Source organism: Streptomyces sp. NPDC049627, assembly GCF_044465645.1.
GTDB lineage: Bacteria > Actinomycetota > Actinomycetes > Streptomycetales > Streptomycetaceae > Streptomyces.
Genome location: NZ_JBITLW010000001.1, coordinates 172,363 through 188,671, shown reverse-complemented (window position 1 = coordinate 188,671; position 16,309 = coordinate 172,363). Strand labels below are relative to the sequence as shown.

Here is a 16,309-nt window from a genome sequence, read left to right as displayed (position 1 = left end):
CGTTCCAACTCCAAGCAGTCGAAGGGGATTACGGCATGAACGACGGAGTCGACAGCACGAAGGGTGACGGGGTACGCCGAAGGACCCTGCTCACCACGGCACTCGGCGCCGCACCGCTGGCCATGGCGGGCGGGATCGCGGCAGGCGGGCCCGCGGCGGCCGCACCCACCCCGCACCGCACGGCCGTCGAGGGCCTGACGGTGGAGCACAGAACGAACCCCCTCGGCGTGGACGCCACCCACCCGAGGTTCGGCTGGCGCATGGCGTCCCCGGTACGAGGCCGCCGCCAGTCGGCGTACCGCGTCCTGGTCGCCACCGCACCCGACCGCGTGACCCCGTCCCGGGCGGACGTCTGGAACAGCGGCCGCGTCACCTCACCCGACTCGGTCGCCGTACGCTACGCGGGCCCCGCCCTGCGCGCCTCCACCCGCTACCACTGGACGGTGACGGCCTGGGACGAGACCGGCCGAGCGATCCCCGCCGCCCCGACCGCCCACTTCGAGACCGGCCTGCTCAGCACCGACGGCAGCGCGGGCTGGAACGGCGCCCGGTGGATCACCATGGCGGGCAAGCAACCCAACACCCCCGGCGCCCCGCTTCTGCGCCGACAGACCCCGCTGACAGGCCGTCAAGTGCGCGATGCCCGGCTCTACATCTCCGCCCTCGGCGTGTACGACGCCTACGTCAACGGCCACCGGGTCGCCGTGCCGCAGGGCGACGGAAGCACCCTCGAACTGCTGACGCCGGGCTGGACCAACTACGACAGCACCGTCGACTACTTCACCTACGACGTCACGGACCTGGTCGCGGGGGAGCGGTACGAGGGGCAGGAGGGGCAGGAGGGTCACGTCACCCTCGCCGCCGTCCTCGGCAACGGCTGGTACAACGGCCGTATCTCCGACAACAGCACCTACTACTCCGCCGACGGCAACCGCCTGGCCCTCAAGGCCGAACTCCTCGTCCGGTACGCCGACGGATCCGAGCAGACGATCGTCACCGCCCCCGGCGACGACTGGAAGGCCACGGACACCGGTCCCTACCGCGCCGACGACATCTACGACGGCCAGACCTACGACGCCCGCCGCGAACTCCCGGGCTGGACGGCGAACGGCTTCGACACGTCCGACTGGGCCGGCGTGACCGAGCACGACTTCACGTCCAGGTTCCCCGACGCGAAGCTGGTCGCCCACCCGGGTGAGAGCGCCCGCCTGATGCCGGACTGGGACCGCAGGCCGCGCTCCCTCACCGTGTACACCGGCGTCACGGGCCAGGACGGCAGCCCGAACGGCAAGGGCCGCATCGTCGTCGACCCCGCCCGCACGGTCACCGACCCGGCCAAGGCGCCCACCGCCGCCGTGACCCTGCGCCCCGGCGACACCGCCGTGCTCGACCTCGGCCAGAACATGGTCGGCGTCCCCCGCTACACCCTGCGCGGCCCGGCGGGCGCCCAAGTCGCCTTCAAACCCGGCGAGATGCTCAACGACGACAGTGCGGGCGCCGACGGCCCCGTCGGCTCGGTCTACCGCGCCAACCTCCGCTCCGCCAAAGCCACCAGCACCTACATCCTCAAGGGCGACCCCGACGGCGAGACCCACCAGGACTCCCTCACCTTCTACGGCTTCCGCTACGTGTCCGTCACCGCGACCGACACCGTCACCCTCACCGAGTTCACCGGCCGGGTCGCCACCTCCGCCCTGAAGGACATCGGCACCGTCACCACCGACGACGCCGACGTCAACCAGCTGATCAGCAACGTCCGCTGGGGCCAGCGCGGCAACTACCTGTGGGTCCCCACCGACTGCCCGCAGCGCGACGAACGCTGCGGCTGGACCGGCGACACCCAGCTCTTCTCCCGGACCGGCCTCTACAACGCCGACGCGGTGAACTTCCTCAGCCACTTCCAGGACATCCTCATCGACTCGCAGCGCACCTACGGCGCGGACGGCGCCCAGTTCACGTGGATCGCACCCGGCGCCCGCTACAACCAGCCCATCCCCGCGAGCGGCTGGGCCGACTGCGGGGTCGTCGTGCCCTGGACGGTGTGGCAGATGTCCGGCGACACCACCGTCGTCGACCGCAGCTGGGCCGCGATGACCAAGTACATGGACTGGATACGGCAGCGCACCGGTGACACGTACGCCGGACAGGGCGCGATCTTCGGCGACTGGCTGGCCTTCCAGGACACCAGCACCCAGCTCATCAGCGACGTCTATTACGGCTACAGCGCCCGCCTCATGGCGGACATGGCCCGCGCCACCGGCCGCGACGCCGAGTCCCGCACCTACGACGAGCTCTTCGCCCGCATCAAGCGAGCCTTCATCACCAAGTACCTCGTCACCGACCCCACCACGGGCGAGGTCACGGTCCGCTCCAGCCTGGGCGAGGCACCGCCGTGGATCGGCGGCAAGCCCGAGGACAACAGCCAGACGGCCCTGCTCTGGGTCCTCAAACTCCGCCTCTATGACACCGAGGCCCAGCGCCGCCGGCTCGTCGGCCTGCTCGCCGAGAACATCGGCAACGACGACGCCTACAAGGAGGCCCACCCCGACAGCACCCGCGTGACATACGCGGAGAACACCCTCTCCGTCGGCTTCCTCGGCGTGAACGTCCTCGCCCCGGTGCTCACCGACGAGGGCCGCGCCGACCTGGCGTACAAGCTGCTGCATCAGGACGCCATGCCGTCCTGGCTGTACTCGGTGCGAGGCGGCGCCACCACCATCTGGGAGCGCTGGAACTCCTACTCGAAGGAGGACGGCTTCGGCCCGGTCGACATGAACTCGTTCAACCACTACTCCTACGGAGCGATCATGGAGTGGATGTACGAGAGCATGGCCGGCATCGCCAAGGACCCGGCCCATCCCGGCTTCCGGCACTTCTTCCTCAGGCCGCACCTCGACCCGACCGGCAAGGTCACGCGAGTGGCCGGGTCGCATCTCTCGCCGTACGGCGAGATCGTCAGCGAGTGGAGGACGGACGACCGCAAACTGACCTACCGGGCAGCGGTGCCCGCGAATACGACAGCGACCCTCCGCATCCCCACCGCCGACCCGTCGACGGTCCGCGAAGGCCGGACACCCCTGTCCCGGGTCGAGGGCGTGGAGTCCCTGGGCTTCGCGGACGGCACCGCCTCCTACCGGCTCCCGTCCGGCCGCTACGAGGTGACGTCGGCGCTCGCCTGATCGTCCTGATCGTCCACCAATACGACCTCCAGGGTGCGCGGACCGTGCACCCCCTCGACCCGGTCCAGCTCGATGTCGCTGGTCGCCGACGGACCGGAGATCCACGTCAACGGGCGGGCCGGGTCGAGGCGTTCGAGGGCCTGTGGGACGGAGGAGACGACCTGGTCCGGGACCCGCACGACACAGATGTGGTGGTCGGGGACGAGGGTGATGCGGCGGCGGCCCTGGTCGGGGGAGCCGTCCAGGACGATGGTGCCGGTCTCGGCGACGGCCACCGCACACGCCGTGACCACGCTGTCGACCTGGTCCAGCTCGTACGGGGTGCTCTCCGCCCGGTCCGGGACCCGCTCGGCGTCGCTCGCCGCGAGCCACCCCGTCTCCAGGCCCGGCGGCACGAGCACCGTCTTCGCGCCGCGCGCGGCGAGCATCCCGGCGATGGTGGCGGGCAGATCGGCGGTGGTGCAGCGGTGCACGATCGCTCGGTAGTCCGCGAGGTTCTCGGCCAGCAGACCGACCGTCTCCGCGACACTCCGCGCCCCGTGCTCCCGCAGATAGTCGCGGGGAACCGCCTGCTCGTACGGCGTGTCGTCCTGTCGTACGCCCTGTTCGTCGGCGAGGGCGCGCCGCACCCGGCCCAGAATCCGTTCCCTGCTGCTCACTTGGCGGCCCCCTTGCCGTCGTTCCCGCCCTTCGTCCGCTGCCACCAGTCCCGGAACGGCTCCTTGGGCACCGTCGGCAGATCCCGCGTCCCGCTCCACGCCTTGCCCGGGCCCGGCAGCGACCGCGGATGCAGACGCCGGGTGCGCGAGGCGAGCCGCTGCCCGGCGCGCAGGGCGCCCGGACGGCCGAACGCCCAGCGCGCCGCCCGCATCGCGGCCCGCTCGGCGGCGTGCCCCTTCGCGGGCTTCAGCACCACCTTGTTGCCCCCCGAGGTCACCTGGCCGCCCTCGACCACCCGCTCCCGCAGATGCACCAGCACCTCGGGGATGTCGATGGCCACCGGGCACACCTCGTAGCAGGCGCCGCACAGCGACGACGCGTACGGCAGCGAGGCGTCGATCTCGCTCGTCACGCCCCGGAGTTGAGGGCTGAGGATGGCGCCGATCGGGCCCGGGTAGACCGAGCCGTACGCGTGCCCGCCCGCCCGCTCGTACACCGGGCAGACGTTCAGGCACGCCGAGCAGCGGATGCAGCGCAGGGCCTGGCGGCCGACCTCGTCGGCGAGGGTGTCGGTCCGGCCGTTGTCGAGGAGGACCAGGTGGAAGGTCCGCGGCCCGTCAGCCGTCTCGGAGTCCGTCGTACCGGTCCAGGTGGAGGTGTACGGATTCATGCGCTCGGCCGTCGAGGAGCGGGGGAGCGTCTGGAGGAACACCTCCAGGTCCTGCCAGGTCGGCACGACCTTCTCGATGCCGACGACCGAGATCAGCGTCTCCGGCAGGGTCAGGCACATCCGCCCGTTGCCCTCGGACTCCACGACCACCAGGGTGCCGGTCTCGGCGACCATGAAGTTGGCGCCGGAGATGCCGACCTTGGCGCGCAGGAACTTCTCGCGGAGGTGGAGGCGGGCGGCCTCGGCGAGTTCGGCGGGGGTGTCGGTGAGGCCGTCGGGGGCCGGGCGGCCCCATTCGCTCATCTCCTTGCGGAAGATGTCCCGGATCTCGCCCCGGTTGCGATGGATGGCGGGGACGAGGATGTGCGAGGGCCGGTCCTTGCCCAACTGCACGATCAGCTCGGCGAGATCGGTCTCGTAGGCACGGATGCCCTCCGCTTCGAGGGCCTCGTTGAGGCCGATCTCCTGCGTGGCCATCGACTTGACCTTGACGACCTCCGACTCACCGGTCGCCTTGACGAGACCGGCCACGATCCGGTTGGCCTCGTCGGCGTCGGCGGCCCAGTGGACGACGCCGCCCGCCGCCGTGACCGACTCCTCCAACTGCACCAAGTACCGGTCGAGATGACGGAGCGTATGGTCCTTGATCCGCTTTCCGGCCTCCCGCAGCGCCGCCCAGTCGGACACCTCCCCGACGGCCTTGGCCCGCTTGGCGCGGATGGTGTGCGTGGCGTGGCGGAGGTTGCCGCGCAGGGTCGCGTCGTGCACGGCCTCCTGCGCGGCCTTCGGAAACGCCGGCATCCCGACGAACGTCCCACTCATACCGCCGGCTCCTCCTCCGTGCTCGCCAGGATCTCCGCGATGTGCACGGGCCGCATGCCCGTACTGAGCCGGGCCATGGTCCCGCCGATGTGCATCAGACAGGAGTTGTCGGCCGCGCACAGCACCTCGGCGCCCGTCGCCTCGGCGTTGCGCACCTTGTCCGCGCCCATCGCCGCCGAGACATCGGAGTTCTTCAGCGCGAAGGTGCCGCCGAATCCACAGCACTCCTCGGCCCCCGGCAACTCGACCAGCTCCAGCCCCTCGACGGCCTGGAGCAGCCGCCGGGGCCGGTCGCCGAGCCCCAGCCCGCGCAGCCCGTGGCAGGTCGGGTGATAGGTCACCTTGTGCGGGTAGTACGCCCCGACATCCGTCACGCCGAGCACGTCCACCAGGAACTCCGTGAGTTCGTACGTCTTCGGCACCACCGGCGCGAGAGTCGCCGCGAGCGTGTCGCCGCGCCCCTCGGCCCGCGCCCGCTCACCCATCCGCGGATACAGCTCCCGCACCATCGCCCCGCACGACCCGGAAGGCGTGACGATCGCCTCGTACTCCCCGAAGACATCGGAGAAATGCCGGGCGAGCGGCTCGGCCTCGTGGCGGTATCCGGTGTTGTAGTGAGCCTGTCCGCAACAGGTCTGCGCCATCGGGAAGTCGACGTCGACCCCCAGCCTGGTCAGCAGTTTCACCACGGCGCGCCCGGTGTCCGGATAGAGCGTGTCGTTGACACAGGTCAGGAACAGGGCGACACGCATCGCGGCTCCTTGTGATCGATCATCGGATGAGTGCAGGGTAGTGCGGGCGCGCCTCCCGGGGGGAGCCCCCGCTCACCGTCGGGTGGGATTCACCGTGCGGTGAGGTCACCGTCGGGTGAGCCGGGCCTCCGCCTCGTCCCAGCGTGCCGCGTCCGCCCGCGGCTCGTACCGCGTCAACGGCTGCGTACGGGTGAGCAGGCGCCGGCCGTCCGCCAGGTCGCCGACCAGCCCGTGGGCCCGCGCCTGGACGAGAACGTTCCCGAGGGCGGCGGCCTCGGTCGGCCCGGCCACCACCGGCAGCCCACAGGCGTCGGCGGTCAGCTGGCACAGCAGGGCGTTGCGCGTGCCGCCACCGACGACATGCACGACGTCGACGGGATGGCCGGCCAGCCGCTGGGCGTCCGCGATGGCCCTGCGGTGCGCGAGGGCGAGCGAGTCGAGGATGCAGCGCGTGATCTCGGCGGGCGACTCCGGCACCGGCTGCCCCGACGCCCGGCACGCCCCGGCGATCCGCTCCGGCATCCGCCCCGGCGCCAGGAACGCCGCGTCGCCCGCGTCCACGACCGACCGCAGCGCCGGCACCTTGGACGCGTCGAGCAGCAGCCCGCCCAGGTCGGGGCCGCCCCAGGCACGTACGCACTCCTGGAGCAGCCACAACCCCATGATGTTCCGCAGATGCCGGACCGTGCCGTCCAGCCCCAGCTCGTTGGTGAAGTTGGCGGCCCGGCTCTCCTCGGTCAGCACGGGAGCGGCCAGCTCCAGTCCCGCCAGCGACCAGGTGCCGGTGCAGATGTACGCGAACCGCTCGCCCTCCGCCGGGACGGCGGCCACGGCGGACGCGGTGTCGTGCGAGCCGACCGCCGTCACCGGCACGGGACCGGTGAGCCCGGTCTCCTCCAGCACCTCCTCGCGCAGCAGCCCCGCGGGATCGCCGGGTTGCCGAAGCGGCGCGAACAGGCTCAGGTCGATGCCCAGCCGGGAGGCGATGCCGTACGACCAAGCGCGCGTCCGGGGATCGATGAGCTGGGTGGTGGAGGCGTTGGTGAGCTCGGTGCCCTGCTCGCCGGTGAGCCAGTACGTCAGCAGGTCGGGGATGAGCAACAGCCGCCGGGCGTGGGCCAGTTGCTGGGTCTCGTGGGCCGCCGCCAGCTGGTACAGGGTGTTGAAGGGGGCGTACTGCAGTCCCGTCGCCGCGTACAGTTCGGCGGCCGGCACGGTCGCCCACACCTTCTCCGCGACGCCCTCGGTCCGCGCGTCCCGGTAGTGCACGGGATTGCCGAGCAGCACCCCGTCGGCGTCGAGCAGGCCGTAGTCCACGGCCCAGCTGTCGATGCCGACGGAGTCGACCTGCCCTGCCGCCTTCAGCCCGTCCAGCACTCCCGCGTACAGCGCGAGCACATCCCAGCGCAGCCCCTCCGGCACCCGTACGGGCCGGTTGGGAAAGCGGTGCGCCTCGCTCAGCTCCAGCGCGTCCGGGCCGACGCGGCCGACCATGACACGCCCGCTGGACGCGCCGAGGTCGACCGCGGCGTACGACTTCACGGCCGCGCTCACCGCAGGAAGGCGGCCGCGACGCCGGCGTCGACGGGGATGTGCAGCCCGGTGGTGTGGGTGAGGTCGCCGCCGGTCAGCGCGAAGACGGCACCCGCGACATGCTCCGGGAGCACCTCGCGCTTGAGGATGGTCCGCTGGGCGTAGAACTCGCCGAGCTTCTCCTCCTCGACCCCGTACACGGCGGCGCGCTGGGCACCCCACCCGCCGGCGAAGATCCCCGACCCGCGCACGACACCGTCCGGGTTGACCCCGTTGACCCGGATGCCGTGCTCGCCGAGCTCGGCGGCCAGCAGCCGCACCTGATGGGCCTGGTCTGCCTTGGTCGCGGAGTAGGCGATGTTGTTGGGCCCGGCGAAGACGGCGTTCTTGGAGGCGATGTAGACGATGTCGCCGCCCAGCTCCTGCGCGATCATCATGCGCGCCGCTTCCCGCGACACGAGGAAGGAACCGCGCGCCATGATGTCGTGCTGGAGGTCCCAGTCCTTGGCCGAGGTCTCCAGCAGCGGCCTGGAGATGGAGATCCCGGCGTTGTTGACGACGAGATCCACCCCGCCGAAGGCCAGGGCGGCCGCCTTGAAGGCCTCGGCGATCTGCTCCTCGGAGGTGACGTCGACGGTCACGGCGACGGCCTTGTCGGGCCCGCCGAGCTCCTCGGCGACGGCCCGGGCGTTGTCACCGTCGAGATCGGCCACGACCACACAGGCGCCCTCGCCGACGAGCCGGTGCGCGATGGCCTTCCCGATCCCACTGCCGGCACCGGTCACCAGGGCCACCCGGGTCGCCAGCGGCTTGGGCTTCGGCATCCGCTGAAGCTTGGCCTCCTCGAGCGCCCAGTACTCGATCCGGAACTTCTCGGACTCCTCGATGGGTGCGTACGCGGAGACAGCCTCGGCGCCCCGCATCACATTGATGGCGTTGACGTAGAACTCACCAGCGACCCGGGCGGTCTGCTTGTCCTTCCCGAAGCTGAACATGCCGACCCCCGGCACGAGCACGATCGCCGGGTCGGCGCCGCGCATGGCGGGGGAGTCGGGCGCGGCGTGCCGCCGGTAGTAGGCGGCGTACTCCTCCCGATACGCGGCGTGCAGTTCCCTGAGCCGGGCGATCGCCTCGCCCAGCGGGGCGGTCGGCGGCAGGTCGAGAACGAGCGGCCGCACCTTGGTCCGCAGGAAGTGATCCGGGCACGACGTGCCGAGTGCGGCCAGCCTCGGGTGCTCGGCCCGCGCGACGAAGTCGAGCACCACCTCGGAGTCGTTGAAGTGCCCGACCTGAGGCCTGTCCTGAGAGGCGATCGCCCGGATGTACGGCGCCAGGGCGGCGGCCCGCTCCCGCCGCTCCCCGTCGGGCAGCGCCTCGTACCCCGCGATGACGGCCCCGAACGGCTCGGCCCTCCCACGCTCGGCGAGGAACGCCTCCGCGGTACGGATGATGTGCAGCGAGTTGCGCTCGCACTCCTCGGAGGTGTCACCCCAGGCGGTGATGCCGTGCCCTCCGAGAACGCATCCGACGGCCTGCGGATGGGCGGCCTTCACCGCGGCGATGTCGAGCCCCAGCTGAAACCCGGGCCGCCGCCACGGCACCCACACCACGCTGTCCCCGAAACACTCGGCGGTCAGCTTCTCCCCATCGACGGCACAGGCGAGCGCGATGCCGGAGTCGGGGTGCAGATGATCGACGTGGGCGGCCTCGACGAGCCCGTGCATGGCGGTGTCGATGGAGGGAGCGGCCCCGCCCTTGCCGTGCAGGCAGTAATCGAAGGCGGCGACCATCTCGTCCTCACGCTCGACCCCCGGGTAGACGTCGACGAGCGCCCGCATACGGTCCAGCCGCAGCACGGCCAGCCCGCCCTCGGTGAGCGTGCCGAGGTCGCCCCCGGACCCCTTGACCCACATCAGCTCCACGTCACCACCGGTGACGGGGTCGGTGCCGGTGCCCTTGGCGGAGGCGTTGCCACCGGCGTAGTTGGTGTTACGGGGGTCGGAGCCGAGCCGATGGGACCGGGCGAGGAGGGCGGCGGCTTCGGGATGGGGAGCCATGAGGATTCAGTCCTATCTGAGAGAGGGTGCGGGGAGCGCCCCTATAGGGGCGCGGGGAACTGCGCGACCAGCCACATCCGGCCCGCAGCCCGAAGACGACGGAACCTGGCAGACGCTTACGCCCCCCACCCGGCCTGGTGACCACCAACCCGCTCGGCCACGATCCTCTCGGCCCACCCGGACCGGCGATACGCGGCCATGGGATCGGCATCGAGACCCATCTCTTCCCGCACCTCGGCGAGCAGCGGCCGCACGTCCGTGTTGTACGCATCCATGAGCACGGCGTTGGCGCCGAGCACATCGCCGGCCTGCTGGGCTGCGGCCAACGCCTCCCGATCCACGAGCAGCGCCTTCGCCGTCGCCTCCTGCACGTTCATCACCGACCGGATGATCGCCGGAATCTTCGCCTCGATGTTGTGGCACTGATCGAGCATGAACGCGACCTCGGGCGAGAACCCACCCCCACGCACCACCTCGTACATGATCCGGAACAACTGGAACGGATCCGCGGCCCCCACCATCAGGTCGTCATCCGCATAGAACCGCGAGTTGAAGTCGAACCCACCGAGCTTCCCCTCCCGCAGCAGTGTCGCGACGATGAACTCGATGTTGGTGCCGGGAGCGTGATGCCCGGTGTCGACAACGACCTGCGCCTTCTCCCCGAGCTTCAGGCAGTGCGCGTACGCCGTCCCCCAGTCCGGCACATCCGTCGTGTAGAAGGCCGGCTCGAAGAACTTGTACTCCAGCAGCATCCGCTGCCCGTCCCCGAGCCGCTCGTACACCTCGGCCAGCCCCTCGGCGAGCCGGTCCTGCCGCGACCGGATGTCGTCCTGTCCGGGGTAATTGGTCCCATCGGCGAACCAGAGCTTCAGGTCCCGAGACCCCGTCGCATCCATGATGTCGACGCACTCCAGCAGATGGTCCACGGCCTTGCGCCGCACCGCCGCATCCGGATGACAGATGCTGCCCAGCTTGTAGTCGTCGTCCTGGAACGTGTTGGAGTTGATCGCGCCCAGCTCCACGCCGCGCTCTTCGGCGAACTTCGCCAGCGCCGCGTAGTCGTCCACCTTGTCCCAGGGGATGTGCAGCGCGACGGTCGGCGCGACACCGGTGAACGCGTGCACCTGGGCCGCGTCCTCCACCTTCTCCCGCGGTGTCCGCGGAACGCCCTGCTGGGCGAAGACCTTGAACCGCGTCCCCGAGTTCCCGTACGCCCACGACGGCGTTTCGACTGCCTGGGTCTTGAGTGCGGCCTTCACCGCGGCGAGCTCGGTCACTGAGGGCTCCTGTGACGTCGGGACGACAGATCAGACGGAAGTCTTCTGAAAGCGCTTCGCTGTGAAACGATTCAAGACGGGAACGTATGAGCCGCCCGCAGGGGTGTCAAGCCCCACGACCAAGGCTGTTTCTCGTGACTCGGGCGTGACCTTCGTTCATCGAAATTTTTTCGACACGGACCCATTGACGTGACATGCGCTCCGTGCCTAACGTCCCGGCAACCAAGTTGAAACCTTTCACGACGCCGAGAGGGCCGTCCCGCCGGCGTCGTCGAGGAGCCCTCATGACCCACCCGTCCACCACGGGTCCGGCCCCGGTTCTGGCGCTCAGGGACATCTCGAAGTCCTTCGGCGCGGTCCGCGCCCTGCGGGACGTCTCCCTGGAGCTGTTTCCCGGGGAGGTGCACGCCCTCGCCGGCGAGAACGGCGCGGGCAAGTCGACCCTGATCAAGACGCTCGCCGGCGTGCACCGGCCCGACGCGGGCCACGTGCTGCTGGACGGAGCGCCCGTCGTCTTCCACGGCCCCGGTGACGCCCGCGACGCCGGCATCGCCGTGATCTACCAGGAGCCGACCCTCTTCCCCGACCTGTCGATCGCCGAGAACATCTTCATGGGCCGCCAGCCGCGCCGCGCCCTCGGCCGGATCGACCACAAGGCCACGCACGCCGCGACCCTGGCCCTGATGCAGCGCCTCGGCGTCGAGCTCGACCCCGACCGGCCCGCACGCGGCCTGTCCATCGCCGACCAGCAGATCGTCGAGATCGCCAAGGCGCTCTCCTTCGACGCCCGCGTCCTGATCATGGACGAGCCGACGGCCGCCCTGACGGGCAGCGAAGTCGCCCGCCTCTTCGGAGTCGTGCGCACCCTGCGCGAACACGGCGCGGCGGTGCTCTTCATCTCGCACCGGCTGGAGGAGATCTTCCAGATCTGCCGGCGGGTCACGACCCTGCGCGACGGCGCCCGGATCTCGAGCGAGCTCCTGGACGGCATGACCGAGGACGACCTCGTCCGCCGCATGGTCGGCCGCGACCTCGACGAGCTGTACCCCAAGCAGGACGTGAAGCCGGGCGAAGTCGCCCTGAGCGTACGCCGGCTGACCCGCGAGGGCGTCTTCACCGACGTCTCCTTCGACGTACGGCGCGGGGAGATCGTCGGCCTCGCGGGACTCGTCGGCGCGGGCCGTACCGAGGTCGCGCGGGCGGTGTTCGGCATCGACCGCTGGGACGCCGGCGAGGTCTCCGTCGACGGCAAGGCCCTGACCAACGGCGCCCCGTCCACCGCCATGGCCTGCGGCCTCGCCCTCGTCCCCGAGGACCGGCGCGCCCAGGGCCTGGTGATGGACATGTCCATCGAGCGCAACATCGGCCTCACCGGGCTTCGTACGACCGTCAAGGCCGGGTTGATGGACCCCCGCGCCGAACGCAGCCGCTCCCTCGACTGGGCCGTCAAGCTCCAGGTCAAGTACGCCCGGATCGCCGACGCCGTCTCGACCCTGTCCGGCGGCAACCAGCAGAAGGTCGTCCTCGCCAAGTGGCTCGCCACCGGCCCCAAGGTGCTGATCGTCGACGAACCCACCCGGGGCATCGACGTCGGCACCAAGGCCGAGGTGCACCGGCTGCTCGGCGAACTGGCCGCCGACGGCGTCGCCGTCCTGATGATCTCCTCCGACCTGCCCGAGATCCTCGGCATGGCCGACCGCGTCCTCGTGATGCACGAGGGCCGCCTGACCGCCGAGATCCCGCGCTCCGAAGCCACCGAGGAAACCGTGATGGCCGCAGCCACGGGGAGGGCCGCCGCATGACGGTGATCACCCCGAACCAAGCCCCCGTCGCCGACGTGCCCAAGTCCAACGGCACCCGGCTCGTCGACCGCGTCTTCAGGATGCGCGAACTCGCCATCCTGGTCGTCTTCGTGGTGATGATCGTCGTCACCCAGCTCGGCAACAGTGAGTTCCTCACCGAGCAGGGCATCAAGGACCTGCTCCTGAACGCGACGATCCTCGTCCTGGTCGCCACGGGCCAGTCCCTGGTGGTGATCACGAGGAACGTCGACCTCTCGGTCGGCTCCACCCTCGGCATCAGCGCCTTCGCCGCAGGTACGTATCTCCAGGGCGGCGGGAACCCGGTCGTCGCCGTGCTCCTGGCGGTCCTGATGGGCATCGGCTTCGGCCTGCTGAACGGCCTCCTCGTCAGCCTCGGCCAGGTGCCCGCGCTCGTGGTCACCCTCGGCACGCTCTACATCATCCGCGGCATCGACTCGATCTGGGTCGGCTCCCGGCAGATCACGGCGGCCGACCTCCCCGACGGCTTCGTCGACTTCGGCTCCGGCGGCATCTCCGCGGTGCCGTGGCTGGCGCTGATCGCCCTCGCCGTCCTGGTGGCGACCGCGTACTACCTCAAGCACTTCGGCAGCGGCCGCGAGCTGTACGCCCTCGGCTCCAACCCGGAGGCCGCCCGCCTCGCAGGCATCCCGGTGCGCAAGCGGATCCTCGCCGCGTACACCTTCTGCGGTGCGCTGGCCGGACTCGCGGGCGCCATGTACCTGGCCCGCTTCGGCAACGTCGACTCCGGCACCGGCAACGGCTACGAACTCACCGTCGTCAGCGCGGTCGTGGTCGGCGGCGTCGTCTTCACCGGCGGCTCCGGCAGCGTCTACGGCGCGGCGCTCGGCGCGCTGCTGCTCACCTCCATCAACAGCGTGCTGCCCGCCCTGGGTGTCAGCTCCGTCTGGGTGCTCGCGATCAACGGCATCCTGCTCCTCCTCGCCATCGCGGTCGACCGGATCGTCGCGCTGCGCGTGGCCTCCGCCCTGAAGAAGAGGAACGCCCGCCATGGCTGACTCGTCGCTCGCGCGCGCCGTTCGCTGGGACACGGTCGTCGGCGCCCTCCTGATCGTTGTGCTCCTGCTGTCCTTCGGCACGGTCGACGGTTTCGGGAACGCTCTCAATCTGTCGTTCTTGATCGGAAACACCCTTCCGATCGCATTGATAGCCCTGCCGATGACGCTCCTGGTCGTCTCGGGCGAGATCGATCTCTCGGTCGCCTCCACCGCCGGTCTCTCCGGCGCCGTGATGGGCGCCCTGTGGAACCAGGGCATGACGATCGAAACGATCATTCCGCTCTGTCTGCTGCTCGGCGTGGTGTGCGGACTGATCAACGGTCTGCTGGTGACCAGGCTGGGCCTGCCGTCCCTCGCCGTCACCATCGGTACCCTCGCCGCCTACCGGGGCATCGCGCAGATCGTGCTCGGCTCGGACGCGGTGACCGACTTCCCGACCCAGTACCTGGACTTCGCCGCCGGACGCATCGGCGACACGTTCATCCCGTACGCCTTCCTGCCCTTCCTCGTCCTGCTCGCCATCGCCGTGGTGGCCCTGCACGCCACGCCGTTCGGCCGGTCGCTCTTCGCGATCGGCGCGAGCGAGGAGGCCGCGCGGTTCGCCGGGATCCGGGTCAAGCGGCAGAAGCTGATCCTGTTCACGGTGACGGGGCTGATGGCTTCCCTCACCGGCATCTTCTGGGCGCTGCATTACGCCAGCGCCCGCTACGACAACGCCACCGGGCTTGAACTGTCGGTCGTGGCTGCCGTGTTGCTCGGTGGGATCGACTTCGACGGGGGTAAGGGCACGCTCGGCGGCGCGATCGCGGGAGTCTTCCTGCTCGGCGCGCTGCAGAACGTGATGAGCCTCCAGGACGTCTCCGCCCAGTCGCAGATCGTCGTCACTGGTGTGTTGCTCGTTCTCTCTGTCCTCGGGCCGCGGGTGGCCCGGCAAATCGCCGTTGTGCGTGCTCGATCGTCCGGCTGACCGTGGTGCCTGGCTGGTCGCGCCCACGCGGCGGAGCCGCATATCGAACACAGCCCCGCGCCCCTGAAGGGGCGCTTCACCTCACCTTCGTGAAAAGGAACCCCCGTCATGCGTAAGTCATCCCTCCGCCGTGCCTCCGCGGCCCTCGCCGCCGCGACATCCCTCGCCCTCGCCCTCACCGCCTGCGGCGGCACCACCAAGGAGGACGTCAAGAGCGAGGGCGCCTCCGCCGCCACCGCCGGCAAGGCCGACCCGAACGCCGCGCTGAAGAAGGGTCTGACCGTCGGCTTCCTGCCCAAGCAGGTCAACAACCCCTACTTCACCTCCGCCGACAAGGGCGGCGAGGCGGCCCTGAAGGAGCTGGGCTCCAGCTACAAGGAGGTCGGCCCGTCCAGCGCCACCGACACCGCCGGCCAGGTCTCCTACGTCAACACGCTCACCCAGCAGCAGGTCGACGCGATGGCCGTGTCCGCACAGGACCCCGGCGCCCTGTGCACCGCGCTCAAGCAGGCCATGAAGAACGGCATCAAGGTCGTCACCTACGACTCCGACACCACCGCCGACTGCCGCAACGCCTTCGTCTCGCAGGCCTCCGCCGAGGACCTCGGCCGCACCGAGGTGCAGCTGCTCGCCGAGCAGATCGGCTACAAGGGCGAGATCGCGATCCTGTCCGCCGCGCAGACCGCCACGAACCAGAACGTCTGGATCGACTTCATGAAGAAGGAGCTGGAGGACCCCAAGTACAAGGACATCAAGCTCGTCAAGGTCGCCTACGGTGACGACGATGCCCAGAAGTCCTTCCAGCAGACCCAGGGCCTGCTCCAGGAGTACCCGAACCTGAAGGGGATCATCTCCCCGACCACCGTCGGCATCAAGGCCGCCGCCCAGTACCTGTCGGGCTCCAAGTACAAGGGCAAGGTCAAGCTGACCGGCCTCGGCACCCCGAACGACATGCGCAAGTACGTCAAGAACGGCACGGTCGAGGGCTTCGAGCTGTGGGACCCGGCGAAGCTGGGCGAGCTGGCCGCCCGTACCGCCGTCGCGCTGGTCTCCGGTCAGATCACCGGCAAGGAGGGCGAGACCTTCAAGGCCGGCGACATGGGCGAGTTCACCATCGGCAAGGACGGCGTGATCAGCCTCGGCAAGCCGACCGTCTTCGACGCCAAGAACATCGACCAGTACAACTTCTGACATCCGGAGGGTTGTTGATGCAGCGCGTGTGCTTCCTGCTGAAGGTCAGGGCGGACCGCCTCGACGAGTACCGCGAGCGGCACGCCGCCGTGTGGCCGGAGATGCTCGACGCATTGAAGGCCACCGGGTGGCGCAACTACTCGCTCTTCCTGCGCGAGGACGGCCTGCTGGTCGGCTACCTGGAGACCGAGGATTTCGCCGCCGCCGTGGCCGGTATGGAAGCCACCGACGTCAACGCCCGCTGGCAGGCGGAGATGGCGCCGTTCTTCGAGTCGCTGGACGGCGCCCGGCCCGACGAGGCCATGAAGCCGCTCACGGAAGTGTTCCACCTCGCCTGACCCCGTGCACCACCCTTCCCCCGC

Annotated in this window: 12 protein-coding genes; 6 read left to right on the top strand and 6 right to left on the bottom strand. The window is 70.2% G+C overall.

Annotation, left to right across the window (positions count from 1 at the left end; genetic code table 11):
• Positions 1–35: 35 nt before the first annotated feature.
• Positions 36–3,179, top strand: a complete 3,144-nt coding sequence (locus ACIBU0_RS00845) for a family 78 glycoside hydrolase catalytic domain (RefSeq protein ID WP_398809610.1) — start codon at positions 36–38, stop codon at positions 3,177–3,179.
• Here the strand turns inward: ACIBU0_RS00845 and ACIBU0_RS00840 are convergent.
• From ACIBU0_RS00840 to rhaI, 6 genes are all read right to left on the bottom strand, one after another.
• On the bottom strand, positions 3,152–3,838 hold the full coding sequence (locus tag ACIBU0_RS00840; protein WP_398809607.1) for a lactate utilization protein C: 687 nt from the start codon (positions 3,836–3,838) through the stop codon (positions 3,152–3,154). The two genes, ACIBU0_RS00845 and ACIBU0_RS00840, sit on opposite strands and share 28 nt — an antisense overlap.
• Positions 3,835–5,331, bottom strand: coding sequence for a LutB/LldF family L-lactate oxidation iron-sulfur protein (locus ACIBU0_RS00835; protein WP_398809604.1), 1,497 nt, complete (start codon positions 5,329–5,331; stop codon positions 3,835–3,837). Before ACIBU0_RS00835 ends, ACIBU0_RS00840 begins: the two co-directional genes overlap by 4 nt.
• Positions 5,328–6,083: a (Fe-S)-binding protein gene (locus tag ACIBU0_RS00830; RefSeq protein ID WP_398809601.1), complete on the bottom strand. Its 756-nt coding sequence runs from the start codon at positions 6,081–6,083 to the stop codon at positions 5,328–5,330. The genes ACIBU0_RS00835 and ACIBU0_RS00830 overlap by 4 nt, the downstream gene beginning before the upstream one ends.
• A gap of 105 nt (positions 6,084–6,188) precedes the next feature.
• A complete protein-coding gene (locus ACIBU0_RS00825) occupies positions 6,189–7,577 on the bottom strand; it encodes a rhamnulokinase family protein (RefSeq protein ID WP_398811703.1) in 1,389 nt (462 codons plus the stop codon).
• Between the two features lie 56 nt (positions 7,578–7,633).
• Positions 7,634–9,673 carry a bifunctional aldolase/short-chain dehydrogenase gene (locus tag ACIBU0_RS00820; protein WP_398809598.1) on the bottom strand — a complete coding sequence of 680 codons (2,040 nt, stop codon included), beginning with the start codon at positions 9,671–9,673 and terminating at the stop codon, positions 7,634–7,636.
• 116 nt (positions 9,674–9,789) lie between these two features.
• Positions 9,790–10,950 (bottom strand): L-rhamnose isomerase, encoded by a 1,161-nt coding sequence (gene rhaI / locus ACIBU0_RS00815; RefSeq protein ID WP_398809595.1) that lies wholly within the window; start codon positions 10,948–10,950, stop codon positions 9,790–9,792.
• A gap of 284 nt (positions 10,951–11,234) precedes the next feature.
• On the opposite strand from rhaI, the gene ACIBU0_RS00810 reads away from it, so the two are divergent.
• The 5 genes from ACIBU0_RS00810 to ACIBU0_RS00790 all read left to right on the top strand — a co-directional run bounded on the left by ACIBU0_RS00810 (position 11,235) and on the right by ACIBU0_RS00790 (position 16,285).
• Entirely contained in the window at positions 11,235–12,752 is a 1,518-nt protein-coding gene (locus ACIBU0_RS00810; protein ID WP_398809592.1) for a sugar ABC transporter ATP-binding protein, read from the top strand.
• Positions 12,749–13,789 carry an ABC transporter permease gene (locus ACIBU0_RS00805; protein WP_398809589.1) on the top strand — a complete coding sequence of 347 codons (1,041 nt, stop codon included), beginning with the start codon at positions 12,749–12,751 and terminating at the stop codon, positions 13,787–13,789. The genes ACIBU0_RS00810 and ACIBU0_RS00805 overlap by 4 nt, the downstream gene beginning before the upstream one ends.
• Positions 13,782–14,756 carry an ABC transporter permease gene (locus ACIBU0_RS00800; RefSeq protein ID WP_398809586.1) on the top strand — a complete coding sequence of 325 codons (975 nt, stop codon included), beginning with the start codon at positions 13,782–13,784 and terminating at the stop codon, positions 14,754–14,756. Before ACIBU0_RS00805 ends, ACIBU0_RS00800 begins: the two co-directional genes overlap by 8 nt.
• A gap of 108 nt (positions 14,757–14,864) precedes the next feature.
• Positions 14,865–15,947, top strand: a complete 1,083-nt coding sequence (gene rhaS, locus ACIBU0_RS00795) for a rhamnose ABC transporter substrate-binding protein (RefSeq protein ID WP_398809583.1) — start codon at positions 14,865–14,867, stop codon at positions 15,945–15,947.
• 17 nt (positions 15,948–15,964) lie between these two features.
• Complete coding sequence (locus tag ACIBU0_RS00790) at positions 15,965–16,285, top strand: L-rhamnose mutarotase (RefSeq protein ID WP_398809581.1); 321 nt, start codon at positions 15,965–15,967, stop codon at positions 16,283–16,285.
• Positions 16,286–16,309 lie beyond the last annotated feature (24 nt).